Origin of the sequence: Streptomyces sp. NPDC001194 (assembly GCF_042896985.1) — a bacterium.
GTDB lineage: Bacteria > Actinomycetota > Actinomycetes > Streptomycetales > Streptomycetaceae > Streptomyces.
This window is the reverse complement of sequence record NZ_JBIAXU010000001.1, coordinates 110,337-135,981: the sequence shown is the minus strand read 5'-3', so window position 1 is coordinate 135,981 and position 25,645 is coordinate 110,337. Positions and strand designations below refer to the sequence as shown.

Here is a 25,645-nt window from a genome sequence, read left to right as displayed (position 1 = left end):
CTGGGTAGTGGACCATCGGACATCGCGACTCAACGGGGGGACGGGCAGCCCATGGCGACTCGGGAGCAGGAAGCGCAGGCGGCGGGCGGCTCCGCCTGCCCGGGGCGGTTACCGGACCTCTCCGGGTTCGATCTGGCCGCGCTGCGCGGGATCGACCACCCCGTGCTGGCCCGGATCATCGAAGGCATGGTGGAGCGGGTCACCCACCCCGCCGAGATCCTCAACGCCTTCGATTCGGGAGTGGCCTGAGCGCGCCGGGGAGCGGCGGCCCCTCACGCACCGCAGTCCCAACGCCACGCAGCGCACGCGCGGTTGTCCCGTTTCCGCCGTTAGCCGGTGCCGTCCGCCGGGCAGGGATGGACCGTCCGCGGCGCGGGAGGTACAGGCGATGAGTCAGACCGGCAGGAGCGACGCCGTGCTGCCCTCCTTACGGAACCACCTGGTCCACGCGCCGTGGCCGTACGCCCGGCTCGACGTGCCCGCGCTCCGCGCCGCCGGCCACCGGCCCCACCCCGTACGGCAGTTCGTGCTCAAGACCCGCAGCCGCTGCAACCTCGCCTGCACCTACTGCTACGTGTACGAGATGGCCGACCAGGGCTGGCGCGGCCAGCCCGCCGCCATGTCCCGGGCCACCGCCGCCCGCGCCGCCGCCCGCATCGCCGAGCACGCCGCCGCCCACGACCTGCCCCGCGTCGACCTCGTCCTGCACGGAGGCGAACCCCTGCTCACCGCCCCCGCCGAACTGGCCGCCCCCGTCGAGGCCGTACGGGCCGCCCTGGCCCGGACCTCGCCGCGGACCCGGGTCACCGCCACCGTCCAGACCAACGGCACCCTGCTCACCCGGGGCCGGCTCGGCGCGCTCGCCGCCGCCGGGATCCGCGTCGGCGTCAGCCTCGACGGCGGGCTGCCCGCGCACAACGCCCGCCGCGTGGACCGCACCGGGCGCCCCGGGTTCGGCGCCGCCGCCCGGGGCCTGCGCCTGCTCGCCCGGCACCCCGAGAGCTACGCCGGGGTGCTGTGCGTCGTCGACCTCGCCCAGGACCCGGTGGAGACGTACGAGTCGCTGCTGGCCTTCGCCCCGCCGGTCATCGGGCTGCTGCTGCCGCTGGCCAACTGGAACACCCCGCCGCCCGGCCACGACCCGCCCCGCACCCCGTACGCCGACTGGCTCGTCGCCGTCTTCGAGCGCTGGTGGCACGACGCGGAGCTGCGGACCCGGATCCGGACCTTCGAGGAGATCATCGCCCTGCTGCTCGGACTGCCCGCCGCCACCGAGACCCTCGGCCTCGCCCCCGCCGCCACCGCCGTGATCGAGACCGACGGCGGCATCGAGCAGGCCGACTCGCTGAAATCCGCCTACGAGGGCGCCGCCGCCACCGGGATGACCGTGGAGAGCCACGGGTTCGACGCGTTCCTCGACCACCCGGGGCTCGCCGCCCGCCAGCTCGGGCGGGAGGCCCTCGCCGACGGCTGCCGGGCCTGCGAGCTCGTCGAGGTCTGCGGGGGCGGCCACTACCCGCACCGCTACGGCGCCGGCGAGGGCTTCCGCCGGCCCTCCGTCTACTGCGCCGACCTCCAGGTCCTCATCCGCCACATCGCGTCGGCGCTCCACCGGGCCGCCGCCGGGCCCGGGGCCCCGGGGCTGCCCGGCCCCGGGCCTGCTCCCCGGCCTGCTCTCCGGCCGGCCGACGCCCCGCCAGGCCCCCGCCGGCCCGAACCCGAGCAGGGAGAGCCGCGGGAGGCCGGCCCGGGCACCGGCCCGCCCGGCCCGCTGCCCGCCGGCCAGGCGCCCCGGCGGGCGGCCGCCTCGTGAGCGCCCCCCTGGCCGGCTTCACCGTCACCTCGGCCACCCTGCGCGCCCTCGCCTCCACCGAGCCCTCCGCCGAAGGCACCCGCCTGGTGCGCGACATCCGCCGGTCCAAGCGGCTCGTCCTGCTGCGCGGGGTCCTCGACGCCGCCCCCGGCGGCCGGGCCGGGGAGGCCGCCGACCACTGGGCCCTGCTCGAGGAGGCCGAACGGCACGACCCCGACGCCGTCCGCGACGTACTGCACTACCCGGCCACCGGGGTGTGGGCCGAGGAGACCCTGCGCCGGCTGTACGCCCCGTACGGGCCGCCGGCCGACCTCGGCCACCTCGGGGCCCTCGCCGTCGCCGCGGCCCTGCGCTCCGGAATCGCCTTCAAGGCCACGCTCCGGCCCGTCCACGGCCGGCTCGTGCTGCCCACCCTCGGGCTGCTGCGCCCCGCCCGGCCCGGCCCGCTCGCCCTCACCGAGCGCTGCTGGGACCCGGACGACCCCGCCGCCCTCGTCCTGCACTCCCTGCCCGGCGGCCGCACCGCCCTCGACGACCTCGACCCGTACCGGGCCCCAGGACCCGCCCAGCCGGGGCCCGTCCGCCCCGCCCGCCGGCTCACCCCCAAGGGCCACAAGCGCTGGGACACCCAGTGGTCCGGGGCGCTCACCCTGCTCGACCGGTACGACACCGCCCGCGCCGACGAGATCGGCCTGCTGCTGCGCTCCGTCGTCCCGCTCGGCGGCGGCTCCCGCTCCAGCGGCGCCACCCTGCCCGCGGCCGCCGGGTCCGTCCTCGCCCGTACGCAGGCCCCGCCCGCGCTGGCCGCCACCCTCGTCCACGAGGTCCAGCACGGCAAGCTCACCGCCCTCGCCGACGTCCTGACCCTGCACACCGCCGACCGCACCCCCCGGCACTGGGCCCCCTGGCGCAGCGACCCCCGGCCGCTGGAGGGGCTCCTGCACGGCGCGTACGCCCACCTGGCCCTGGCCGGCTACTGGCAGCGCGCCGCCCTCTACGGCGCCCGCGGCGCCTGGGCCCAGCACGCCCGGATCCGCGCCCAGGTCGCCGCCGTCCTCCCCGCACTCCACCGGCATCCACAACTGACCACCGCAGGACGGGAGTTCACCGCGGCCATGGCCGTCGCGGAACGGGCCATGGACGACCTGCCGCCCCCCGGCGACCAGCACGCCGCGGCCCGCCGCGCCGTCGACCGGGAGCGCCGCGCCTGGTGCGCGCTCCACCCCGAACTCGCGCCGTTCGCAGAGGCCTGACGGACCGTCCGCTGCGGTACCTTTCAAGCCCGTCCACCGCCCGGATGCCAGGGAGACGGCCGCATGACCACCGGACTTCGCCAGGACCGAGACCGCGACGGAGCCGCGCATCCGCAGCGCTTCGTCATCAGCTTCGCCGGGTTCAACCGGCCCTGGGCCGTGTGGATCGCCCACCGCCTGGAGGAGCACGGCCACCGCGTCGCCCTCGCACGCTGGGACCCGCAGTCCACTCCCGGCCTCGCCCCGGCCCTCGACGACCTCGCCCGCAGCGGCAGCCGGGTCCTGCTCATCCTCAGCGAGCGCTACTTCTCGGCCGCCGCCCACACCGACGAGGAGTGGAACACCGCGCTGCGCGCCGTCACCGACAGCCACCCCGACCGGTTCGCGGCCGTCTGCCTCACCGACGCGCCGCTGCCCAGCGCCGTGGCCGTACTGGAGAAGACCGACCTGTGGGGCCTGGACGCGTACGAGGCGGAGTACCGGGTGCTGCGCCGGCTGGAGCTGCCCACCGACCGGATCGGCGCCGAGACCGGCCGCCGCGGACCCCGCTTCCCCAACGACCCGCCCGAGATCTGGGGCCGGGTCCCGCGCCGCAACCCGCGCTTCACCGGCCGCAACGACGTCATCGGCCGGCTGCGCGCCGCCCTCGCCGACGCCCCGCCCGGCGCCTCGACCGTCACCCTGCTCGGGCTGTCGGGGGTGGGCAAGACGCAGGTCGCCACGGAGTACGCGTACCGCTTCGCCTCCGAGTACGACGTGGTGTGGTGGGTCCCCGCGGAGGACCGGCCCACGCTGCGCGAGCGGCTCGCCGACCTGGCCCCGGCGATGGGCCTGCCGCGGGGCGCCGGCAGCTACGGCGAGCAGATCCGGGCCGTCCTGGAGGCACTGCGGCGCGGATCACCGTACAGCCGCTGGCTGGTGGTCTTCGACGGCTGCGACAACCCCGACGACCTCACCGACCTGCTGCCCTCGGGCGCGGGCGACGTGATCATCACCTCCCGCAACCGCGAATGGGCCTCCCGCCACACCAGCCTCCTCGAAGTCCCGCTGTACGCGCGGCCCGAGTCGATCACCTTCATCCGCCGCCGGGCCCGCCGGCTCACCGGCGAGGAGGCCGACCAGCTCGCCGAGGCGCTGGAGGACTACCCCCTCGCCCTCGACCAGACCGCCGGCTGGCTCGCCGACTCCCCGCTGACCGTGGGCGACTACCTGGCGCTGCTCCAGCGCAGACTGGACTCCCGGGAGGCCGTCACCGTCTCCGACGACTACCCGGTGCCCTTCCCGACGGCGCTCGCGATACTGCTGAACAACGTCCGGGAGAACTTCCCCGACGCGCTCTCCCTGCTGCGGCTGTTCGTGTTCTTCGCCCCCGGGCCGGTACCGCTGCGGCTGCTGCGCGAGTTCCCCGCCGACGACGTGCCCGAGCAGCTCGCCGGGCTGATCAACGACCAGATCCGGTGGAACGCCGCGCTCAACAAGCTCGTCCAGTTCTCCGTCGTCCGCCTCGAATACTCCGACCTGTCGGTGGAGGAGGGCGGCGGCGGCCTGGAGACCGTGCAGCTGCACCGCATGGTGCACGGGATCGTCCGCGAGAACCTCTCCGAGGAGGAGGCCGAACCGCTCTCGCGCGCCGTCCGGCAGGTCCTCGCGGCCGCCGACCCGGGCCGCCCCTCCGACTCCCGCCTGTGGCCGCGCTACGCCGAGCTGATCCCGCATCTGGAGAGCGCCGGCGTCCTGACCAGCAGCAACCCGCGGATCCAGACCTTCCTGCTGCACTGCCTGCGCTACCTGATCCTCGCCGGCGAGTACCGCACCTGCCTGCGGCTCGCCGAGCAGACCGACGCGGTGTGGCGCGCGATGCTCGGCGACGACCACGACCAGGTCCGCGAGCTCAGCTACCACTACGGCGGCGCCCTGCGGATGCTCGGGCACTTCAAGCGCGCCGAGACCCTCGCCAAATCGGTCGCCGACCGGCTGCTGGCCGAGCGGGGCGACCGGGACCTGGAGACCCTGCGCGCCACGAGCACGTACGCCGGGGTACTGCTCAGCACGGCCAAGTTCGACCAGGCGCGCGAGCTGCTGGAGCACGCCTTCGCGCGCTACCGCGAGCTGCTCGGCGAGGACGACTCCACGACCCTGAACGCCGAGAACAACGTAGCCGTCGCGCTGCGGCTGCTGGGCCGCTACCAGGAGGCCTACGACGCCGACCTCGACACCCTGCGCCGCCGCGAACGGGTGCTGCGCGTACGGCACATCGCCACCCTGTCCTCCGGCATCGGCTGCGCGATGGGACTGCGCCTGATGGGCCGCTACCGCGAGGCCCTCGCCCGCCAGGAGCAGGGACTCAAACTCAACACCCAGGTCCTCGGCCTCAACCACCCCCAGACCCTGCGGGCCGAGCACAACCTCGGCATGTGCCTGCGCCGCTCCGGGGACATCCCGGGCGCCGGGGCCCGCCTGCGCAGCGTCCTGGAGCGCTCGACCCGGGTGTTCGGCGCGGAGTTCCCCTGGACGCTGATGGTGGCCTCGGACTACGCGACGTACCTGCGGGAGTACGGGGACATCGGCGAGGCCCGCCGGATCTCGGAGGAGGTGGTCCGCGGCTACCAGACCCAACTCGGACTCGCCCACCCCTACAGCATCGGCACGGTCGGCAACCTCGGCCTGGTCCTGCGCGCCCAGGGCGAACGGGTCGAGGCCCTCAACCTGGCGGAGCAGGCCCTGGTCGGCATGCGCGGCGCGGTCGGGGACCGCCACCCGTGGACCCTGGGCTGCGCCCTGAACGCCACGGGCCACCGCAACATCACGGGGCACCTCGAGGACGCGGTGTCCCTGAGCCGCGAAACCCTGCGGGGCTGCGAGCGGATCCTGGGCCCGGACCACCCGATGACCCTGAGCGCCCAGATCGCCCTGGCCGCCGACCTCCGCTCGGCCCGCGAGGACGCGGAGGCCCAGAAACACGAGGACGCGGGCCTCAAGGCACTCACCCGCACCCTGGGCCCCCAGCACGTCCACACGGTCTCGGCCCGCCAGCAGAACCGCCCGTACTGGGACTTCGAACCGCAGCCGTAGGCGGGGGACGCGGTACGCCCGCGCGGCGTCCGGCGCCCGGTCCCGTGGTCGGTGTCCACGGGACCGGGCGCCGGCGGGACCCTCAGCCGTCGTGCGAGGTGACGACGGCGCCGGAGTCCTGCGGACCGCTCAGCCGTAAGAGGAGGCGAAGGGCAATTTCAGAATTCCCGGTGACGGTCACTTGAGCATGATGCTGGCACCGAAAATGTTGCCGACCTCCGCGCATTCCTTGACGTTGGCCCGGCTGAAATAGGGGGTGCTGGCGGTGCCGGTCAGTCCCTTCGCGGTCGAAGTGCAGTACCAGTTGTTGGCCCCCTTGTACTCCACCTTGTACACCTCGCTCTTTCCCGCCGCTATGTTTCCCGAGCACTTCGTCGCGACGTCCGTGTGGACGCAGATGTTCGCGATGGTCGCCGAGAAGTTGCTGAGGCGGAAGGCCGCGACCGGGGCCGCCTGGCTCGCAGGTGCGGTCACGATCATTCCTGCGCCGACGGCCGCCACCATCCCGGCGACCGTTGCCAGCCTGGTGCTCCGCTTGACGGTTCGAGACATGTTTCCTCCAACTGTGGTAATTCCGTGCTGCGAAAGGTGATTTCACGCTCCCCGGAGTCGAACCGGTCGCACTCGGGGATCTGTGAACACGCTAGAGGCAGAAGGGCAGTTGTGGGCGTCTCCGGAGGGCGCGTCAGAATTCGGTAAGATCATCGGCCGCCCGCTGGCGGCGCCTTGAGCAATTCCCGCGCCGCCGGTCAATCCGGACGGTGGGCCGTGACCTCGTGGATCGATGCCCGGTCGGCGTTCACCCGCGCGCGGAACCGTCCGGCTTCCAACGACAGGGCCACGGGCGTGCGGGCCCCGGCGGTGAGTGTGAGGTGGCCGACCGGGTCGCAGTCCTCGGCAGCCTCCAGAGCCGCGGCCGCACCGATCAGCCGAAGCTGCACCTGGACCGTGTCGAATCCGCTTTCGGCCGGCAGGTCGAAACGGATCAGCAGCTCCGGCCCCTCTCCGACGCGCCACACGACCTCTCGTACGACGACGCCCTCGAGCTCCGGAACGGCTCGTGTCCCGTACGCCGTCCGCACCGCTTCGGGGTTGTCGACGAAGTCGAGCCAGCCGGGAGCCTGGGCGGCCCCGTCCTCAGGAGGCGGAACCTCTTCGGGGAGCGGGGGCCTGACCCGGTCGGTCCGCCGACGCTCACTGGCGCCGAACGCCCGGTAGTTCTCGCGGGCCTCACGGAGCGTGACGTGGTTCGGGCCGCCCACGTACCGGTCGGGATCACGGTAGTCCCCGCCGTCGTCCTGCCATCCGCAGACGGGGCAGATCTCGTGGTGCCCGGGCACGCTGACGGTGTGGTTCCCGCAGACGATGCAGGCAAATGCGTGCGCGGTCACTACTGGTGGCCCTTCTCGCCGAAAGCCTTGCGCAGCCGGTCCAGCGGTTCCTGCGCGAGCAACCCGCCGGCCGGCCGCCGCCCCGTCCCGGTCGTGAGCCGAGCCGGCTGCTGTCGATCCACCGCTGGACGCCCGGGTAGCCCTGGGCGGCCTTGTACTCGGCGACCGGCTCCCGGGTCGCCGAGGTGCACGACACCTTGTCGGATGCGCAACACTGGGTGCTCACTTCCCGTTTCGGCCGGTTTTCGAGTGCCGGAAGGCGTCCCAGGCAGCGCGACGGGCTTCCCACCAACCGTGGGCGAAGTCCGGTGCGCCACAGGTTCCATCGGCGAACGCGTCCGGCAACGCCACTTGCCGAGCCGCCGGGCTCGCCGGGTCGATGCCGTCGAGGCGGGACCATGCCCGGTGCTCGGGCACGTACTCGGCCGCTGCGGCCATGAACTCCAGATTGCCATCCCCGCCATCAGATCACCCCCGCCGCAAACCCGGGTCGGCGCCCTCCGACATCGAGGCCGTCTGACGGAGCCCGCGACCTGGTCCCGCGGTTACCGGCGCGCCCCCGGACTCCTGCGCCGGGTGTGCCGCTCACGGCCTGCCCCGCTTCCAGGCGCACGTGGAGCGTGACCGCTCGCGCGTCAGCGACATGAACGTGCTGATCACGAGACACCTCGCCGTCCGTCAGTGCGGCTCGGCCGGTGTGGGCGATTGCGGGAGTGGCGGTCGGGCCGGTCCCGCGAGTGCCCCGGCGAGGAGGAGTCCGAAGCCGACCAGGTGGAAGGGGAGCGTCATCGCCGTGAGCACATGGGCGGCCATGGAGGTCCCGACCGTGCGCATGAGGGGTTCCAGGCGCACGGCCGTGCCGACGGCGGACATGATCGGCCCGGGCAGCATGACCAGGCAGCCCGCCATGGCGAGGCGGGCAGCGCGGCCTCGCCGGCGGATCGCGAGGGCTGCGGCCACGGCTCCTGCCAGGGGCACGAGGATCGCGACGGCAACGAGGAGAAGACCGACGAGGCCGGCGGCCATGTGATCGTCTTGCAAGGGACTCCGTCCGGGTTCGCGCACGTCAAACGATGTGCGGCGCGAAGATACCCGCCCGGAGTGACACGCACAAAGGATTACCCGGCAGGCCTGGGCCGCCGGACGCTGCCCGGGAGGAGCCCCGCCCCCGCCCCTGCCCCCCGCCCCCCGGACAGCCGGAAGGCCCGGCACCCCTGTCGGGGTGCCGGGCCTTCCGGTCGGACGGCGAGGCTTACGCCTCGAAGACCTCGTTCAGGAGGAGCTGCTGCTCCGCCTGGTGGCGCTTGGCCGAGCCCACCGCGGGGGAGGAGCCGTGCGGGCGCGAGATGCGCCGCAGGCGCTCGCCCGCCGGGACGTCCGCGCCGACCGCCAGGTCGAGGTGGTCGATCAGGTTCAGCGCGATGAACGGCCACGCACCCTGGTTCGCCGGCTCTTCCTGCGCCCAGATGTACTTCGCCGCGTTCGGGAACTTGGCGATCTCCGCCTGGATCTCGGCACCCGCCAGCGGGTACAGCCGCTCGATGCGGATGATCGCGGTGTCCGTGATGCCGCGCTTCTCCCGCTCGGCCTCCAGGTCGTAGTAGACCTTGCCCGCGCAGAAGACGACCTTGCGGACCGCGTTCGGGTCCACCGTGGTGTCGCCGATGACCGGACGGAACGAACCGCTCGTGAATTCCTCCGCCTTCGACGCCGCCGCCTTCAGGCGCAGCATCGACTTCGGGGTGAAGACGATGAGCGGCTTGTGGTGCGGGTTGTGGACCTGCCAGCGCAGCAGGTGGAAGTAGTTCGACGGCAGGGTCGGCATGGCGACCGTCATGTTGTCCTGCGCGCACATCTGGAGGAAGCGCTCCGGGCGGGCGGACGAGTGGTCCGGGCCCTGGCCCTCGTAGCCGTGCGGCAGGAGGAGGGTGACGCCGCTGGTCTGGCCCCACTTCTGCTCCGCCGAGGAGATGAACTCGTCGACGACGGTCTGCGCGCCGTTGACGAAGTCACCGAACTGGGCCTCCCAGAGGACCAGCGCGTCCGGTCGGGCCAGCGAGTAGCCGTACTCGAAGCCCATGGCCGCGTACTCGGAGAGCAGCGAGTCGTAGACGTTGTAGCGGGCCTGCTCGTCCGACAGGTACTGCAGCGGGGTGTAGTCCTCGCCGGTCTCCCGGTCGATGAGGACCGCGTGGCGCTGGCCGAACGTGCCGCGGCGGGAGTCCTGGCCGGACAGCCGGACCGGGGTGCCCTCCATCAGCAGCGAGCCGAAGGCGAGGGTCTCGCCCATGCCCCAGTCGATGGTGCCGTCGTCGATCATCGCGGCACGGCGCTGCAGCTGCGGCAGCAGACGCGGGTGGACGGTGACGTGGTCGGGGATGTTGACCTGGGACTCGGCGATCCGCTTGACGACGTCCTGCGAGATGGCGGTGTTCACCGTGACCGGGAACTCCTGCGCGGTCTGCGCGGGCGGCACCGGGGCGCCGGCGGGCTGCGTGGCGGCCTCGCGGACCTCCGCGAAGACCTTCTCCAGCTGGCCCTGGAAGTCCTGGAGCGCCTGCTCCGCCTCTTCCAGCGTGATGTCGCCGCGACCGATGAGGGACTCGGTGTACAGCTTGCGCACCGAGCGCTTCTTGTCGATCAGGTCGTACATCAGCGGCTGCGTGAACGCCGGGTTGTCCGACTCGTTGTGACCGCGGCGGCGGTAGCAGATGAGGTCGATCACGACGTCCTTGTTGAACGCCTGACGGAACTCGAAGGCGAGCCGCGCGATGCGGACCACGGCCTCCGGGTCGTCGCCGTTCACGTGGAAGATCGGCGCCTCGATCATGCGGGCCACGTCGGTCGCGTACATCGAGGAACGCGAGGACTCCGGGGCGGCGGTGAAGCCGACCTGGTTGTTGATCACGACGTGGACGGTGCCGCCGGTGCGGTAGCCGCGCAGCTGCGACATGTTCAGGGTCTCGGCGACGACACCCTGGCCGGCGAAGGCCGCGTCGCCGTGCAGGGCGACGGGCAGGACGGTGAAGTCCGTGCCGCCCTTGTTGATGACGTCCTGCTTGGCGCGGACGACGCCCTCCAGGACCGGGTCCACCGCCTCCAGGTGCGAGGGGTTGGCGACGAGCGAGACCTTGATCTGCTCCCCGTCCAGGCCCGTGAAGGTGCCCTCGGCGCCCAGGTGGTACTTGACGTCACCGGAGCCGTGCATGGACTTCGGGTCGAGGTTGCCCTCGAACTCGCGGAAGATCTGCGCGTACGACTTGCCGACGATGTTCGCGAGCACGTTCAGGCGGCCGCGGTGGGCCATGCCGATCGCGACCTCGTCGAGGCGGGCCTCGGCGGCCGAGTCGATGACGGCGTCGAGCAGCGGGATGACGGACTCGCCGCCCTCCAGCGAGAAGCGCTTCTGGCCGACGTACTTCGTCTGCAGGAAGGTCTCGAAGGCCTCCGCCGCGTTCAGGCGGCGCAGGATGCGCAGCTGCTCCTCGCGCTCCGGCTTGGAGTGCGGGCGCTCGATGCGGTCCTGGATCCAGCGGCGCTGCTTCGGGTCCTGGATGTGCATGAACTCGACGCCGGTGGTGCGGCAGTACGAGTCGCGCAGGACGCCGAGGATGTCGCGGAGCTTCATCATCGACTTGCCGGAGAAGCCGCCGACCGCGAACTCGCGCTCCAGGTCCCACAGGGTGAGGCCGTGCTCGGTGATGTCGAGGTCGGGGTGCTTGCGCTGCTTGTACTCCAGCGGGTCGGTGTCGGCCATGACGTGGCCGCGGACCCGGTAGGAGTGGATCAGCTCGAAGACGCGGGCGGCCTTCGTGACGTCGTCGTCGTGCGAGGCGTCGATGTCCCGGAGCCAGCGGACGGGCTCGTACGGGATGCGCAGGGCCTCGAACACGTCGTCGTAGAAGCCGCTCTCGCCGAGCAGCATGTTCGCGACGATGCGCAGGAACTCGCCGGAGGCCGCGCCCTGGATGACCCGGTGGTCGTAGGTCGAGGTCAGGGTCATGACCTTGGAGATGCCCAGCTTGTTCAGGGTGTCCTGCGAGGTGCCCTGGAACTCGGCGGGGTAGTCCATGGAGCCGACGCCCATGATGACCGACTGTCCGGGCATCAGACGGGGCACGGAGTGGACGGTGCCCAGGCCGCCGGGGTTGGTCAGCGAGACGGTGACGCCGGTGAAGTCGTCCATCGTCAGCTTGCCGACGCGGGCGCGGCGGACGATGTCCTCGTACGCCTGCCAGAACTCGAAGAAGTTGAGGGTCTCGGCCTTCTTGATGCCGGCGACGACGAGCTGGCGGTCGCCGTTCGGCTTCACCAGGTCGATCGCGAGGCCGAAGTTCACGTGCTCCGGCTTGACCAGGGTGGGCTTGCCGTCCTTCTCCGCGAAGGAGTAGTTCATCGACGGCATGGCCTTGATGGCCTGCACCATCGCGTAGCCGATCAGGTGCGTGAAGGAGATCTTCCCGCCCCGGGCCCGCTTCAGGTGGTTGTTGATGACGATGCGGTTGTCGAACAGCAGCTTCACCGGGACGGCGCGGACGGACGTGGCCGTCGGGACGTCGAGGGAGGCGTTCATGTTCTTGGCCACGGCGGCCGCCGGGCCGCGGAGCGTCACCAGCTCGGGGCCCGCGGGGGCCTCGGCGGCGGGCGCGGCCTTCTGGGCGGCGACGGGAGCGGCGGCGGCCGGAGCCGGGGCCTGAGGGGCGGCGGCGGCCGGTGCGGCGGCCTGGGCCTGGGAGGTGACAGTCACAGCAGGGGCACCAGAGGGGGTGGCAGGAGCAGGGGCAGGAGCTGACACAGGCGTGGGCGCGGCGGCAGGAGTCGGCGCGGCGCTCGCCGCCCCCGTGGCGGCGGCGTCGGAGACCTGCGGGGCGACAGCGGCGGCCTGTGCGGAGGCGCCGTCCGTCGTCGGGGACTTCCTGGGCTCGTCCGGCTTCACCGGAGACGCAGTGCCCCCCGGCTTGTAGTCGGCGAAGAAGTCCCACCAGGCCCGGTCGACCGAATTCGGGTCCTGGAGGTACTGCTGATAGATCTCGTCGACGAGCCACTCGTTGGCACCGAAGCCTGAGGCAGGGGTCTTCCCGCCCTCTGCTGCTTCGGTCGTGGTGCTCGGGTTACTGGGGGACTGTGGCGACACGGCGGCAACCGCCCTCTTCCGCTTCACAAGGTATGGACAGCGGGAATAAAGGCTACGCCTCCCTGGCCGGTGGATGCAGACCGGGCGGGAGATACGTCATGTAGGTCACACCGAACGGCGGGTTTCGCCGCTCTGAATGGCGGGAAACCAGCCTGGTTCGGGTAGGGGGCAGCGTGGTTGCGGCCCCCATGGCTTCGCACCCCTGACGGATCCCGGGCACGTGTGGCCGAGATCATGTCCTACGCACTCGAACCCTACGTCAATGTGACGCCGGGGAGCTGCCCGGAAGCGTGACGAGGATGCGGCAGCCGCGTGACGATTCGGCCACCCCGATGTGCCCTCCGTGCAGGCCGACGGCCCAGCGGGCGATCGCCAGCCCCAGACCGGTGCCCCCGTCGCCGCCGTTGGCGCCGCCCCGGTTGAACCGCTCGAAGACCCGGTGCCGCTCGGCCTCCGGGATGCCCGGGCCCTCGTCCCGTACCTCCAGCGCCAGGCTCCCGGGCGCTTCGCCCTCCCGGGCCCGGACCGTGACCCGGCCGTGCGGCGGGCTGTGCTTGACCGCGTTGTCGATCAGGTTCGCCACCACCTGGTGCAGGCGCTCGGCGTCCGCGTACGCGGTGAGCTCGGGCGGGAACACGTCCAGGTGCAGGTGCACGTCGTTGCGGGTGTGCCCGCCCGAGCCGGAGGACAGGCCCGGCCGGCCGGCCGCCGCGAGGCCCGATTCCTTCAGGACCCCCGACAGGTACGGCCACACCTCGAAGCGGCGCGCCTTCAGCGGCACCACCCCGTTGTCCACCCGGGACAGGTCCAGCAGGGTCTCCACGAGCCGGCCCAGGCGCTCGGTCTGCTTCAGCATCGTGCGCATGGTCTCGGGATCGGCGGCCGAGACCCCGTCCACCACGTTCTCCAGCACCGCCCGCAGCGCCGCGATCGGCGTGCGCAGCTCGTGCGAGACGTTGGCGACCAGCTCCTTGCGGTGCCGGTCGACCGCCTCCAGGTCGTCCGCCATCAGGTTGATCGTGGAGGCCAGGTCGCCCAGCTCGTCGCGGCGCCCGGCCCCGCGCACCCGGCGCGTGTAGTCGCCGTCGGATATCGCCCGGGCCACCGTGGTCATCTCGTCCAGCGGCGCGGTCAGGCTGTGCGCCACGAACTGCGTGATCAGCATCGAGGCGATCACCGAGAACACCGTGATGAACCGGAACTCGGTGCTCGTGCGCACCGCCACCATCAGCAGGCCCGTGGTGATGAAGACCGAGACCACGACGAGCGTGCCCAGCTTGGTCTTGATCGAGAACGGCGAGAACGGCCGCAGCCCCCCGGTGCGAGCACCGGCTCCACCGGAGCGGCTGACGCCGCGCCCTCGATCCCGCCCGATGCTCACGCCTGCGCCGGGGTCTCCAGGGCGTACCCGACGCCGTGGACCGTACGGATCCGCTCCGCCCCGATCTTGCGGCGCAGGGCCTTGATGTGGCTGTCGACCGTACGGGTCCCGGACGCGTCGGCCCAGTCCCAGACCTCGGCGAGCAGCTGCTCCCGGGAGAGCACCGCCCGCGGGGTCCCGGCCAGGCAGACCAGCAGGTCGAACTCGGTCGGCGTCAGGTGCACGTCCTCGGCCTGGACCCGGACCCGGCGCTGCGCGTGGTCGATCTCGAGGTCGCCCAGGCGGAGGGTGGCCCCGCGGGGGGCGGTGGCGGCCAGGGTGGCCCGCTCCACGCGCCGCAGCAGGACGTGGACCCGCGCCGCGAGCTCGCGCATCGAGAACGGCTTCGTCATGTAGTCGTCCGCGCCGACCCCGAGCCCGACCAGCATGTCGGTCTCGTCGTCCCGCGCGGTGAGCATGAGCACCGGCACCGGCCGCTGGGCCTGGACCCGGCGGCAGACCTCCAGGCCGTCGAAGCCGGGCAGCATCACGTCGAGGACCAGCAGCTCGGGCTGCCAGCTCTCGGCCGCCGCCACGGCGGCCGGTCCGTCGAACGCGGCCTGCACCTGGAAACCCTCGGCGCGCAGCCGGGCCGCGATGGCGTCGGCGATCGTACGGTCGTCCTCGACCACGAGCACGCGCCGCTGAGCGCCGGGGGTGGCCGCGGCACCGCCGTGGGTGGTGTGTGTCTGTTCCATTTCCCGCCCCTGAAGATCCGCGTGGTAGGGGTGCAGCGTAGAGGAGGCACCGGCCTGCGGCTATGCGGGGTTCAGACAGGGAGAGGGGCGGAATCAGAGGTTCCGATTATGGCGGGAATGCGGATATGGGCGGTGATGCCGGGTGGCCGTCCCCCCACAGAACGGCCACCCGGTGCGCGGTGATCGTCAACCACCGCGCGCATGTGGGGACACTTTTGTCGACCCCCTACAGGGACAGCCCGTGCCCGTACGGGAACACAGGGTCGACCGTGTCGTTCGGCACGTCCGGCCGCGAGGCCTCCACCGCCGCCATCGACCGCGGCAGCTCGAAGGGCAGCCTCCCCTGCGCCGCGGCCCGGCCGAAGGCCACGTCCAGCAGCGCGGAGTCCTCGGCGCCGTAGTCCGCGATCAGCGCCGCCGCCCGCTCGGCGATCTCCGGGATCACGGCCGCCCGCTCCAGGTTGATGCAGACCAGGGTGGGTACACGGGCCAGCAGGGCCAGGATCCGGGACAGCTCCGGCTCCGGGTAGGCCAGTGAGCCCGAGTGGAAGAAGGACTCGAAGATGTTCTCCCGCGGCTCGTACGGGGTGCGCAGCCGCAGCACCGCCACGTCCGCCTCCTGCGGGTCGGACACCACCTCGCCGTACCCGGCCGCGACGGCCTCGTCCACGCCCTCCACGTACAGCTTCGGGGTCCCGGTGAGCGGCAGGAAGCCGCCGGGGTTGGTCAGCGGCGTCAGGGAGCGGCGCTGGGCCGCCGCCCCCGCCGCCGCGAAATCGGCCCGGCCGACCGTCTCCGCCGCCGCGTCCGGGTCCACGTACGGGTTCTCGAACAGGCCCAGTACGAACTTCTCGCGCAGCAGCCGCGCCACCGACGCGTCGATCCGGGACTGCGGTATCCGCCCCGAGCGGACCAGCTCGACGATCACCTCGGGGCACTGCTCCCCGCCGAACTGGTCGCAGCCGGCGTCCAGCGCGCGCGCCGCCCGCTCGGTGACCGGCAGGTGCTCCACGCCCCAGGCCCGGGCCGGGTGGACCTCGCCGAAGATCGACGAGTCGTTGAGCAGCCCCCAGTCGGTGCAGACGATCCCCCCGAAGCCCAGCTCCTCCCGGAGCAGGCCGGTGACCACGCCCTTGTTGAAGCCGAAGCCGACCTCTTCCCAGTCCGTGCCGATCGGCTGGCCGTAGTACGGCATCATCTGCGCGCAGCCGGCGGCGATCGCCGCCTTGAACGGCTCCAGGTGGTGCTCGCGCATCCCGCCCGGGTAGACCTGCTCCCTGCCGTGCGCGAAGTGCGGGTCCTCGCCGTCCTTCTGCGGGCCGCCGCCGGGGAAGTGCTTGACCATCGCCGAGACGGACTCGGGGCCGAGCTCCGGGCCCTGCAGACCTCGTACGTACGCCTGCACCAGCTCGGCGGTGAGCCGCGCGTCCGAGCCGAAGGTGCCCGTCTGGCGGGCCCAGCGGGGCTCGCTCGCCAGGTCGATCTGCGGGTGCAGGGCGACGCGGAAGCCGACGGCCAGGTACTCGCGGCGGACGGTGTCCGCGAAGCGGAAGACCAGCTCCGGGTCGCCGATCGCGGCCAGGCCCAGGGCCTCCGGCCAGGCGGAGAAGGCGCCGGCGTTGAAGGAGGCGCCGACGTTGTCGGTGAAGGCGTGCCGGGGGTCGGTCGAGAGGGTGACCGGGATCCCGAGGCGGGTGGCCGCGGCCATCTCCTGCACCGCGTTCTGCCACCGGGCCATCTCGCGGGCGCCGTACGTGCCGAGCAGGTTGAAGTGGCTGATGAAGCGGTTCCCGATCAGCTCGGGCGTCGTGAACGGGAGCATCGAGCCGTCGGTCTCGGTGACCGGAGTGCCGTCCGGATTCATCATCAGCATGGAGTGGAAGAGCTGGCCGGCCTTCTCCTCCAGGGTCATCCGGGAGAGCAGGTCCGCCACGCGCAGGTCCACGGCGAGGGCGGCGTCCTTGTACGGGGGGATGGCGGCGGCGGGCGTGGCGTTCATCGGCGTACGGCTCCTGGGTGCGGTGCGGTGCAGTGCGGCGGTTCCGGGGAGGGTGCGCACCACCGTAAGCGCGAAAACCTTGTACTCACTAGGTTTTGGAAAAGTGACCTGGATCACCCCTCTCCGGAGGCGGGAGCGGACACCGCCTAGGGTGGTCCGCATGGCACAGCACAAGGAGGCGGACGCCCCGAAGGACGCCGGCCGCGGCACCTACGCGGTGGGCGACGCCCGCCGCCGCAAGATCCTCGACACCGCGGTGGAGCACTTCGCGCAGTGGGGCTTCAACGCCTCCTCGCTCGCCCGCATCGCCCAGGACTGCGGCATCACGCAGGGCGGGCTGCTGCACCACTTCCGCGGCAAGGAGGACCTGCTGCTGTCGGTACTGGCGCAGAGCGAGCAGCACGACGTGGAGCGGCTGTTCCGCGAGCCCGCCGAGTCCGTCGCCGCGTACTACGCCACCCTCGTCGCCCTGGCCGCGGACAACACCCGCCGGCCCGGCCTCGTACGGATGTACAACACGCTGGTCGGCGAGTCCGGGAACCCCGGCCACCCGGCGCACGCGTACTTCACCCGGCGCTACACCCGGGTGCTCGCCCACAACGTCCGGCTCCTGGAAACCGGCGTCGCGCGGGGCGAGCTGCGGCCCGGCACCGACTGCGAGGCCGTCGCCCGCGAGACCCTGGCCGTCATGGACGGGCTCCAGATCCAGTGGGTGCTGGCCCCCGGGGCGGTCGACATGCCGGCCCTGCTGCGCGCGTACCTGGACCGGCAGCTGCGCGCGATCTCCACGGCGGGCACGGGGCTGCAGGCTGACACGCCCTAGAGGGCGTCAGCGCCCGTGCTGGTCGTGCCCGGGGAATCCGGCTTCCGCCATGCACGCCGCCAGGATGCGGTTCCTGTCCTCGCCGGTGGTGGTCGTGGGGATCCTGGCCGTGCACGCGGCCTCGGCCCGGGCGCGCTTGCGCTCCTGATCGGGGTCGGCCTTCGGCGGCACCTGTGGCGCCGGCGGATCCGCGGGGACCGGGTGGAGCGGAGGGCAGCCGGAATCCCGCAGCCCTCCGTCGTACCCCGCGCTGAAGCCGTCGACGTACCCGTGGCGGAACCGGTTGAACGGATCGCCGTAGGGCAGCGCGGGCTTCGGCTTGCACTTCGCGCCCGCGGCCCAGCCCTCTCCGAATCCCTTGCGGCAGCCCTGCCAGTAAGGGTCGTCGGAGGTGAGGCAGGTGAAGTCCGCAGCGGTCGTCACGACGGCCCCGGCCGCAGGCGGTGAAGCCTGGGCGGAGAATCCGCCCAGGGCGAGAACCTGGGACAAGGCGAGCGCCGCGAGAACCGGGAACGAGCGCAACCGCACGTTCGGACGTCTGCGATACATGGGCCGCGACCTTTCTCGGGGGAGCCCCCCTCGGCGGACCTCTGCTGCGGTGTTCGCTCCTCTTTCAGTCAACGGCCGGGCCCGGGCGCAGTCAACGCGACGGGTCGGCCTCGAACGGGGGCAGCTCGGCCAGGACGGCGCGCAGGGCCGGGGTCAGGGACTCCTGGGCCACGGTGACCTCGTAGCCGCCTTGCACGAAGGTGTAGACGAACCCGTCGAACACCGCCGGGCCGCCCGTCGGGAACCTCGGCAGGTGCGCGAGGTCCGCCTGCGCGAGCGCCGCGCGCAGCTTCGCCTCCCGGTCCGCCGGCAGCTTCCCGGTGCCGGCCGGGCTCATCTGCCGGTCCAGCCGGGTCCACGAGCCGTCGCCCTTGACCAGCAGGGTGCTCGACTTCCCGGCGTAGCCTCCGGTCCGGGCGACCGTGACCAGGCGCTCCAGCGCCGAGGAGGGCCCGGGGGAGACGGGCGCGGACGAGGCGCTCGGGGCGCCCGTCGGCTTCCCCGGCGGTGCGCCGGTCGTGCCCGGGGACGCGGGATCGGAGGACGGCCGGGCCGAGGCGGAGGCCGACGCCGTGGGGCTGCCGCCGCCCGGCGGGGGCTTCGCGGAGGGTCTGTCCGACCCGCCGCCCCCCGAACCGCACCCCGCCAGGACCACCGCACTCAGCAGCACCGCCGCCACCGCTCGGAACGCGCGCACACCCCACCCCCGGAGGTCTTCGGGCCGACCCCCGAGTATGGAGTCGGCACCCCCCGCTCGGAAAGCACCAGGAGGACGACATCCGCCGCACCGCCGCCTGGCGCTGGCTGCCGCCGCTGCTCGCCTTCCTCCTCGGCCTCTGGGGCCTGGAGCGCGCCGGCGCGGGCGGCCGCGGCAGCATGTGGCGCGACGAGTCCGTCACCTGGCAGGTGGCGCACCGGCCGCTCGGCGGGATCGGGGAGCTGCTCGGGCAGGTCGACGCCGTGCACGGCCTCTACTACCTGCTGATGCACGCGGTGTTCGCGGTCTGGGACGGCGGGGGAGCCGGGCCGGGCGGCGGGCCGGGCACCGGCGGCCTGTGGGCGCTGCGCCTGCCGTCGGTCGCCGCCACCGCCCTCGCGGCCGCCGGGGTGGCCGCCGTCGCGCACCGGCTGGCGGGGGAGCGGGCCGCGCTGTGGTCCGGGGCGGTCTACGCCGTGCTGCCGCCGGTGCAGATGTACGCGCAGGAGGGGCGCTCGTACGCCCTGGTCGCGGCGGCCGTGGCATGGGCGACGTACCTGATGCTGCGCGAGCGGTGGGTCGCGTACGCCGTGGTCCTGCTGCTGGGCTGCTGGCTCCACGAGTTCGCCGTACTGGCCCTCCTCGCGCACGGGGTCGCCGCCCGGCGCTCGCGCGGCTGGCGGTGGAGCGCCGCCGCGGTGGTGGCCCTGCTGCTGCCGCTGGCCGTGGTGAGCGCCCGGCAGGCGGAGCAGCAGCTGGGCTGGCTCGGCAGGCCGGGCTGGCGGGACTGGGCGGCGTACGGGGTGGTCGCGGCGGCCGCCCTGCTGCTCGCGCGGAGCCCTGCCGTACCGCGGGAGCTGGTCCGGGTCGCCCTGCCGCTGGCCCTCGTCCCGCCCGGCCTGCTCATGGCGGTCTCCCTCGTCCACCCCTGGTACGTGGACCGGTACGTGCTCTACGCGCTGGCCGGGCTCGCCCTGCTCGCCGGGGCCCGGCTGGCGGCGGCCCGGGGGTGGTGGCCGTGGCTGCTGGCGGGCGCGCTGCTGGTGCCGTTCGGGTGGTGGTCGGTGTGGCTGCGCACGCCCGAGAGCCGCAAGGACGACGTGCTCGCGGTGGCCGCCGTCGTACGGGAACGGGCGCGTCCGGGAGACGCCGTGCTGTTCATGCCCTCGCGGCGGCGCGAGTGGCTGCTGTCCTCGCCCGGGCTGTACGGGAGCCTGCGCGACCTGGCCCTGGACCGCACCCCGGCGGCTTCGCACAGCCTCCAGGGCACGGAGCTCCCGACGGAGCGGATCCGGGCCCGCCTGGTGGACGCCCCCCGGGTGGTGGCCCTGACGGACCCGGCGGACCAGCCGCTGGACCCGTACCCCCGCGAGGCGGTCAAACGCCTGACGCTGGCCTCGCACTTCGACCTGTGCTCGACGGACGAGGTCCGGGGCGCCCGGATCTCCGTCTACGCCCGGCCGGGCCACTGCACCGGTCGCTAGGGGGTGTCCTGGGGTAGTTTGTCCTGGTAGCGGGCGTGCGGATCGGCGAACGGTTCGACGTGGTCCTGCTGGTGCGCCGGGTTCAGCTCGGTCCTGTCGGGTCCGAGCAGGAACGGCCTGCCGTGGTCGGTCAGGGTGAACTCGCCGCGTTCGCCGGTCGGCAGGGTGACCGTCACTTCCACCGTCATGCCGTAGGTGGCTCGGATGGGCGCGATGACGGCGCTGATGCCGAAGGCGCCCCGGCCGTCCGGGCCCGCCTTGCCGAAGGCGAACGGCTCGGCCACGGCGAGCGGCATCGACAGGCCCACGCCCCGCTCGGGGCGCCAGCTCGGGTCGTACTTCAGCGAGCCGCTGGGAAACGGACCCAGCGCGTGCAGGGTGTCGGGAAACAGGTGCCGCGCGATGTCCGGCCGCTCGACGGGGGATCCCGGGGCCACGCCGGCGCGCGCGCAGGAGTAGCGGTAGCGCTGCGCCGCATCGAGGCGGACGGTCTCCAGCCGGACCGACGCGTCCAGTACGGCCCCTTCGACGAGGGCGGGACCGCTGATCCGGAGATCGAGCACGTGGGCGCCGGCCGGCACGCCGCCGGCGCCCACCACGGAGTCGTACATGCGGCGGCAGGCCACACCGCCCAGCCGGGCCTCGCCCCCCACGGCCGCCGCCGGGTCCTGCGGGACGTCGGACTCGGCCTCCCAGCCGTCGGGCATCGGCACCAGCGCGGCGGCGACGGAGACCCCGGCCCGGGGAGGCTGCGGGTCGCCGAAGGCCCGGGAGAGCGGGCGGGACGCGAAGACTTCCCGGTCGGCGGAGGTCGAGAGCGGGGCGGTCGGCGGTGCCAGGGTGAAGGGGCGGCCGTCGTCGTCCACCCGCACGGTGACCTGCCTGCCGTTCTCCTCCACGTCCAGTTCCAGCCACCAGGAGCAGGCGCAGGCGGTCGTCGTGACGGTGACCAGCCCCGTGGCCGTGCCGCCGGCCCGGACCGGGAGCGGGGCCTCCTGGCGGGTGCCGGCGTGGTCCAGGGAGAGGCGGACCGGCTGCACGGGCTTGCCGCGGGCCGCGGTGATGGCGGCCAGCCTTTCCTCCTGCGCCCATCCGGCGCAGCCGACGTCGTCGCCGCGGGGTACGGGGACGGCCGGCCCCTTGACCACGCGGACCCCCCGGACCAGGGCAGGGCGGGACGGGGAAGCCCCGACGGAGTACGCGAGGGTGACCTGCCCGCGGGGTACGGCGCGGGCGGCGGTGGCCCACCGGAACAGCGGAACGCAGCCCAGGGCGCCGCGCATCAGCTCGGCCGGGGGCTGTCGGCCGGGCTGCGGGAGGGTGGCGGTCCAGGGGGTGCCGCCGTCGCCGTCGCCGTTCAGGAGGGGTGCACCGGTCGCGTACAGGCCGTGCCGGCCGGGACCGTCCGGGGCGGGGAACAGCGCACGCAGGAGCGTGACGGTGAGGGCGGAGCACAGGACGAGGGCGAGGACGGATGCCGCCGCGGTGATGACGGAACGGCGCCGGCCCCTCGGCCGGCCGCTCGCCACGACGGCGCTCATCCCGCTTGTCCCGGTGTGCTCCACCCGGTGCCGTTGCAGCGGAACGCCTGAGTCCACTTCTCGATCCCCTGGGCGAGGACGAACGGACGTCCCGCCGTGTCCACGAGCAGGTGCTGCTGCCGGTTCCCCTGCGTGTAGGCGATGTCGAGTACGAACTCGTAGGCGACGGCGGCCGGGCCCGTCGCGGTGTCCGCCTGGACGGCGACGTCGAAGTAGGCCGGATCCCCCTGCGCCGCCACCTGGACCTTGGTGCTCGGGTACTGCGCCTGCGGCTGGCCTTGGGCGCCCTGCTCCACGGCGGGCTGCTCGGGGCGGGACAGATCGAGGGTCACCCGGCTGACATCGGCGCTTCCCTGGGGTCCGCCGCAGTAGTAGAGCGGGCCGGCGGGCACGGGGTGCGTGCGTTCGATGCGGGCCCGGACGGAGGTGATGGTGGCGGGCGTGCGGGTGAAGTTGGTGAGGATCAGCCGGATCCGCATCATGCCCGCGTCGACCCCGCCCTCGGTGACGATCTGCGCCAGGGAGTCCTGGGCATCGCCCATGAGGAGCGGTTCCTTCTCGTACGTGGAGCCCGGCGCGGCCCGTACGAGGTGGTGGTCGTTGAGCAGGTCCCACCAGACCTCGGAGGCGGCGGTGATCCGCGGGGCGCCGGGCGGCGGTTCGCTCGCGGACCAGATGTCGAGGTACGCCGAGACGACCGCGGCGACCACCGCGCTGAGCGCCACTCCGGCGGCGGCGAGCGCCATCGTCCGCAGCCGCCCGCGCAGCCGACGACCGAGCCGTTGGCCTTCGGGTTCGGGTTCGGGTTCCGGGGCCGGCTCCTCGGGTGGCGTGGCGGGCTCGGCCCCGGGTTCGTCGGCGGTCTCGGCCTCGGCTGCGGCTTCGGCCTCGGTCTCGGCCTCGGCTGCGGTCTCGGCTTCCGGCTCGGCGGCCGTGTCGAGGCCGGCCTGTTCGTCCGGCGCCGCCTGTTCCTCCGTCGCGTCCCGCTCGCCCGTCGGGTTCGGCTCGGGCCCGATGGCGCTCTCGGGTTCCCCCGCCGGTTCGTGCTGCTCGCTGGTCGTCTCCGTCACGGCTCCCCCAAGCCTTGGCCCCGGCTCCCCGGGGACCGCCATGGTGCGGTACCCGGGGCCCGGAGCAGAGGCGAAAAGCAGCCGATCTCGAAGAGCCGCCCCCAGGGCCCGTCTTCCGGATCCGGCCCTGGAGGGCGACCACCGTCACGACGGACCTCCGCAAGCGCGCGCTCGCCTGTCCGCGCGGGGGGTCGACCTCCGATGTACGGCCCGCCGTCCCCGCCGACTCCCTTGCGTACACGGCGCTTTGCCGAAGCGTCGGGGCTTCGTAGGAGGATGTGAGCGACGGGCCGCCACGTCCTCGGTCCGCCGACGACCCGGAGGTGCCGCATGACCACGACCCGCCCTGCCGCAGAGGCTCCCGTCCGGCCCGGGCCGCTGCCCGGGCCGCTGGTCGGGGCGGACTGGCTGGCCCGCCGGCTCGGTGAGCCGGGGCTCGTCGTGTTCGACGCCTCCGTCGGAGCCCACCGGGGCGCCGGCCGGCGGATCCCGGGGGCCCGGCCCTTCGACCTCGACGGCGCCCTGTCCGACCACGACGCCCCCGCCCCGCACGCCATGCCCGCGGCCGCCGCCTTCGAGGAGGCGCTGCGCGGGCTCGGAGTCGACGACACCAGTACGGTCGTCGTCTACGACGGCGCCGGCGTCTACTCCAGCGCACGGGCCTGGTGGATGCTGCGCGCCATGGGCTTCGACCGGGCGGCCGTCCTGGACGGCGGGCTGCCCGCATGGACGGCGGCCGGGCTCCCCGTCGAGGAGTGCGCACCGGCGTACGAGGGCCCGCGCGGCGCCTTCACGGCCCGGCCGCGACCGGGGCTGCTGGTGGACTTCACCGCGGTCGGGGAGGCCCTCGCCGATCCCGGGGCGCTCGTACTTGACGCCCGTACCCGCGAACGCTTCACCGGCCGGGCCCCGGAACCCCGGCCGGGGCTGCGCGGGGGCCACATGCCGGGTGCGGTGAACCTGCCGTTCGGGGACCTCCAGCGCGGCGGCCTGATGCGGCCCGCCGCGGAACTCCGCGAGGTCTTCGGGGCGCTGGCGGCTGACCGGGAGCGGCTGTACTTCAGCTGCGGTTCGGGAGTGACGGCCTGCGTCCTGGCCCTGGGCGCCACGCTCGCCGGCCACTTTGGGCTGGCGGTCTACGACGGCTCGTGGACGGACTGGGCCATGCGCCCGGAGCTGCCCGCGGTGACGGGCAGGCGCGGGCAGCTCTTCGACGGTGCGCGCTCCGAAGACCGCTTCGCCGGGCCCGCGACGGGCGACGAGCGGTTGCTGCTCACCGAGGTCCTCGCGGCGCAGCGCGCGACGCTGGAGCTGAAGTGCGCCGGGCTGGAAGACGAGTTGGCCCTGCGGTCGGTGGCGCCGTCCACGCTCTCGCTGCTCGGCCTGGTCCGCCACCTCGCGGACGTGGAGCGCCGCTGGTTCCGCCGGGTCCTGGCCGGGCAGGAGGCGCCGGCCCTGTTCTCCTCGGAGGCGGACCCGGACGGCGACTTCGACGGGGCGGTGTCCGGCCCGGGAGCCGTCGCCGCGGCGTGGGGGGCCTGGCGGGAAGAGGTCGCGTTCGCGCGGTCGTTCACGGCGGCGGCGCCCGATCTGGACGTGGAGGGCGAGGACGCATGGCGCGGGAGGGTGTCACTGCGCTGGGTGCTGATCCACATGATCGAGGAGTACGCCCGCCACAACGGCCACGCCGACCTGCTGCGCGAGCGGATCGACGGCGCGATCGGCGTCTGACCCGGCACCCGGCACCCGGCACCCGGGGCCCGGCGCCCCCGGGATCCCGGGGGCGCCGGGGTGCGGTGGGGATAACCCCACCGCACCCCGGGTACGGCCCCCATCGAGGGCGGGGCCCCGGTTCACCACACTGGTGCGCATGCCTTCTCACATCACGTCATTGCGCTTCAGTCGGACGGTGGTCGTCCTCATGGCCGCCGGACTGCTGCTCTACGGCTGCTCCTTCGGGGAGGCCGATGAGCAGAGGACGGCGACGGCCGACGTGACGGTCGCGGAGGCCGTCACGGCGGTCGAGGTGAAGGACGCCCGGCGCGGCTCCATCGAGGTCGTTCCCGGCACGGGCCCGGGGGTCACGGTCCACCGGACCGTCCACTACCGCGGCGACGCGGCGCCGAAGCCGGGCCAGCGGGTGTCGGGAGGGGTCCTCACCTTCACGGCGGGCTGCTCCGACCCCTGCTTCGTCGACTACCGCCTGGAGGTCCCGGCCTCGGCGAAGGTCGCGCTGGCGAGCAGCAGCGGCCGCATCTCGGTGACCGGGGTGGCGGGGGCGGACCTCTCGTCCTCCTCGGGCGACGTGACGGCCGACCGCACCACCGGCCCCCTGAGGGTCCGCACGTCCTCGGGGTCGATCACGGCCACCGCCCTGACCGCCCCGACGGCCGACCTCCACGCCTCCTCGGGCGACGCCCGCCTGACGTTCGCGAGCCCGCCGGCATCGGTGACGGCGCAGTCCAGCTCGGGCGACGTGACGCTCAGGGTCCCGCAGGCCCCGTACGAAATCACGACGGCCACCGGCTCCGGCACCCGGGACACCCTCCCCTCCACCCCCACGGCCCCCTCCCACCTCACCGTGAAGACCTCCTCGGGCGACATCCGCATCCAGCCGGCCCCCTGAGCCCGCCGGGCGCGGGGCCGCGAAAGGGTGTTCGCCGGGGGCGAACGGGTGTGGGGGAACATTGGGAGGCGCACA

The 25,645-nt window shown here is 73.5% G+C and carries 19 protein-coding genes and 1 pseudogene; 9 read left to right on the top strand and 11 right to left on the bottom strand.

The annotated features are described in order from the left end of the window. The first annotated feature begins 51 nt into the window (after positions 1–51). The 4 genes from fxsA (at position 52) to fxsT (ending at position 6,138) form a co-directional block, all read left to right on the top strand. A complete protein-coding gene (fxsA, locus tag ACFY1T_RS00660) occupies positions 52–249 on the top strand; it encodes an FxSxx-COOH cyclophane-containing RiPP peptide (protein WP_390786408.1) in 198 nt (65 codons plus the stop codon). Between the two features lie 139 nt (positions 250–388). Further along, positions 389–1,813: an FxsB family cyclophane-forming radical SAM/SPASM peptide maturase gene (locus tag ACFY1T_RS00655; RefSeq protein WP_390786407.1), complete on the top strand. Its 1,425-nt coding sequence runs from the start codon at positions 389–391 to the stop codon at positions 1,811–1,813. Then, entirely contained in the window at positions 1,810–3,066 is a 1,257-nt protein-coding gene (locus ACFY1T_RS00650) for an HEXXH motif domain-containing protein (RefSeq protein ID WP_390786406.1), read from the top strand. The genes ACFY1T_RS00655 and ACFY1T_RS00650 overlap by 4 nt, the downstream gene beginning before the upstream one ends. A gap of 63 nt (positions 3,067–3,129) precedes the next feature. Further along, entirely contained in the window at positions 3,130–6,138 is a 3,009-nt protein-coding gene (fxsT, locus tag ACFY1T_RS00645) for an FxSxx-COOH system tetratricopeptide repeat protein (protein ID WP_390786405.1), read from the top strand. 177 nt (positions 6,139–6,315) lie between these two features. On the opposite strand, the gene ACFY1T_RS00640 is transcribed toward fxsT, so the two are convergent. The 7 genes from ACFY1T_RS00640 to ACFY1T_RS00610 form a co-directional block, all read right to left on the bottom strand. Continuing rightward, entirely contained in the window at positions 6,316–6,690 is a 375-nt protein-coding gene (locus tag ACFY1T_RS00640) for a hypothetical protein (protein WP_158734265.1), read from the bottom strand. A gap of 197 nt (positions 6,691–6,887) precedes the next feature. Beyond that, positions 6,888–7,529: a CPCC family cysteine-rich protein gene (locus ACFY1T_RS00635; protein WP_390786404.1), complete on the bottom strand. Its 642-nt coding sequence runs from the start codon at positions 7,527–7,529 to the stop codon at positions 6,888–6,890. 678 nt (positions 7,530–8,207) lie between these two features. Further along, positions 8,208–8,570, bottom strand: coding sequence for a hypothetical protein (locus ACFY1T_RS00630; protein ID WP_390786403.1), 363 nt, complete (start codon positions 8,568–8,570; stop codon positions 8,208–8,210). A gap of 211 nt (positions 8,571–8,781) precedes the next feature. Further along, a complete protein-coding gene (locus tag ACFY1T_RS00625; RefSeq protein WP_390786402.1) occupies positions 8,782–12,663 on the bottom strand; it encodes a multifunctional oxoglutarate decarboxylase/oxoglutarate dehydrogenase thiamine pyrophosphate-binding subunit/dihydrolipoyllysine-residue succinyltransferase subunit in 3,882 nt (1,293 codons plus the stop codon). Positions 12,664–12,922: 259 nt separating this feature from the next. Then, entirely contained in the window at positions 12,923–14,038 is a 1,116-nt protein-coding gene (locus ACFY1T_RS00620) for an ATP-binding protein (protein WP_390786931.1), read from the bottom strand. Between the two features lie 2 nt (positions 14,039–14,040). Further along, on the bottom strand, positions 14,041–14,781 hold the full coding sequence (locus ACFY1T_RS00615) for a response regulator transcription factor (RefSeq protein WP_030153642.1): 741 nt from the start codon (positions 14,779–14,781) through the stop codon (positions 14,041–14,043). 226 nt (positions 14,782–15,007) lie between these two features. Continuing rightward, positions 15,008–16,780, bottom strand: coding sequence for a glycoside hydrolase family 3 protein (locus ACFY1T_RS00610; RefSeq protein WP_390786401.1), 1,773 nt, complete (start codon positions 16,778–16,780; stop codon positions 15,008–15,010). A gap of 160 nt (positions 16,781–16,940) precedes the next feature. Between ACFY1T_RS00610 and ACFY1T_RS00605 the strand changes: the two genes are divergently transcribed. Continuing rightward, the gene (locus tag ACFY1T_RS00605) at positions 16,941–17,603 is read left to right on the top strand and encodes a TetR/AcrR family transcriptional regulator (protein ID WP_390786400.1); all 663 of its coding nucleotides are present in this window, start codon (positions 16,941–16,943) and stop codon (positions 17,601–17,603) included. A 6-nt stretch (positions 17,604–17,609) separates the two neighbouring features. Here the strand turns inward: ACFY1T_RS00605 and ACFY1T_RS00600 are convergent, their stop codons facing one another. Beyond that, a complete protein-coding gene (locus tag ACFY1T_RS00600; protein WP_390786399.1) occupies positions 17,610–18,026 on the bottom strand; it encodes a hypothetical protein in 417 nt (138 codons plus the stop codon). Between the two features lie 217 nt (positions 18,027–18,243). Next, a complete protein-coding gene (locus ACFY1T_RS00595; RefSeq protein ID WP_390786398.1) occupies positions 18,244–18,849 on the bottom strand; it encodes a hypothetical protein in 606 nt (201 codons plus the stop codon). A gap of 179 nt (positions 18,850–19,028) precedes the next feature. Between ACFY1T_RS00595 and ACFY1T_RS00590 the strand changes: the two genes are divergently transcribed. Next, complete coding sequence (locus ACFY1T_RS00590) at positions 19,029–20,333, top strand: heparan-alpha-glucosaminide N-acetyltransferase domain-containing protein (protein WP_390786397.1); 1,305 nt, start codon at positions 19,029–19,031, stop codon at positions 20,331–20,333. Here ACFY1T_RS00590 and ACFY1T_RS00585 read toward each other — a convergent pair. Together ACFY1T_RS00585 and ACFY1T_RS00580 are read right to left on the bottom strand one after the other, a co-directional pair. Next, a complete protein-coding gene (locus tag ACFY1T_RS00585) occupies positions 20,330–21,874 on the bottom strand; it encodes a hypothetical protein (RefSeq protein ID WP_390786396.1) in 1,545 nt (514 codons plus the stop codon). The two genes, ACFY1T_RS00590 and ACFY1T_RS00585, sit on opposite strands and share 4 nt — an antisense overlap. Continuing rightward, positions 21,871–22,944, bottom strand: coding sequence for a hypothetical protein (locus tag ACFY1T_RS00580; protein ID WP_390786395.1), 1,074 nt, complete (start codon positions 22,942–22,944; stop codon positions 21,871–21,873). The genes ACFY1T_RS00585 and ACFY1T_RS00580 overlap by 4 nt, the downstream gene beginning before the upstream one ends. Before the next feature lie 330 nt (positions 22,945–23,274). Between ACFY1T_RS00580 and ACFY1T_RS00575 the strand changes: the two are divergent. The 3 genes and pseudogenes from ACFY1T_RS00575 to ACFY1T_RS00565 form a co-directional block, all read left to right on the top strand. Beyond that, positions 23,275–24,138 (top strand): annotated as a pseudogene (locus ACFY1T_RS00575) (sulfurtransferase); the annotation flags it as partial. Continuing rightward, entirely contained in the window at positions 24,121–24,675 is a 555-nt protein-coding gene (locus ACFY1T_RS00570) for a DinB family protein (protein WP_390786930.1), read from the top strand. The pseudogene ACFY1T_RS00575 and the gene ACFY1T_RS00570, both read left to right, overlap by 18 nt. A 139-nt stretch (positions 24,676–24,814) precedes the next feature. Then, entirely contained in the window at positions 24,815–25,570 is a 756-nt protein-coding gene (locus ACFY1T_RS00565; protein ID WP_390786394.1) for a DUF4097 family beta strand repeat-containing protein, read from the top strand. Positions 25,571–25,645 lie beyond the last annotated feature (75 nt).

Coding starts and splice junctions, on each gene's coding strand:
- ACFY1T_RS00640 (WP_158734265.1), bottom strand. CDS start 6,690: ATGTCTCGAACCGTCAAGCGGAGCACCAGGCTGGCAACGGTCGCCGGG.
- ACFY1T_RS00605 (WP_390786400.1), top strand. CDS start 16,941: ATGGCACAGCACAAGGAGGCGGACGCCCCGAAGGACGCCGGCCGCGGC.
- ACFY1T_RS00585 (WP_390786396.1), bottom strand. CDS start 21,874: ATGAGCGCCGTCGTGGCGAGCGGCCGGCCGAGGGGCCGGCGCCGTTCC.
- fxsA (WP_390786408.1), top strand. CDS start 52: ATGGCGACTCGGGAGCAGGAAGCGCAGGCGGCGGGCGGCTCCGCCTGC.
- ACFY1T_RS00565 (WP_390786394.1), top strand. CDS start 24,815: ATGCCTTCTCACATCACGTCATTGCGCTTCAGTCGGACGGTGGTCGTC.
- ACFY1T_RS00610 (WP_390786401.1), bottom strand. CDS start 16,780: ATGAACGCCACGCCCGCCGCCGCCATCCCCCCGTACAAGGACGCCGCC.
- ACFY1T_RS00590 (WP_390786397.1), top strand. CDS start 19,029: ATGTGGCGCGACGAGTCCGTCACCTGGCAGGTGGCGCACCGGCCGCTC.
- ACFY1T_RS00615 (WP_030153642.1), bottom strand. CDS start 14,781: ATGGAACAGACACACACCACCCACGGCGGTGCCGCGGCCACCCCCGGC.
- ACFY1T_RS00655 (WP_390786407.1), top strand. CDS start 389: ATGAGTCAGACCGGCAGGAGCGACGCCGTGCTGCCCTCCTTACGGAAC.
- fxsT (WP_390786405.1), top strand. CDS start 3,130: ATGACCACCGGACTTCGCCAGGACCGAGACCGCGACGGAGCCGCGCAT.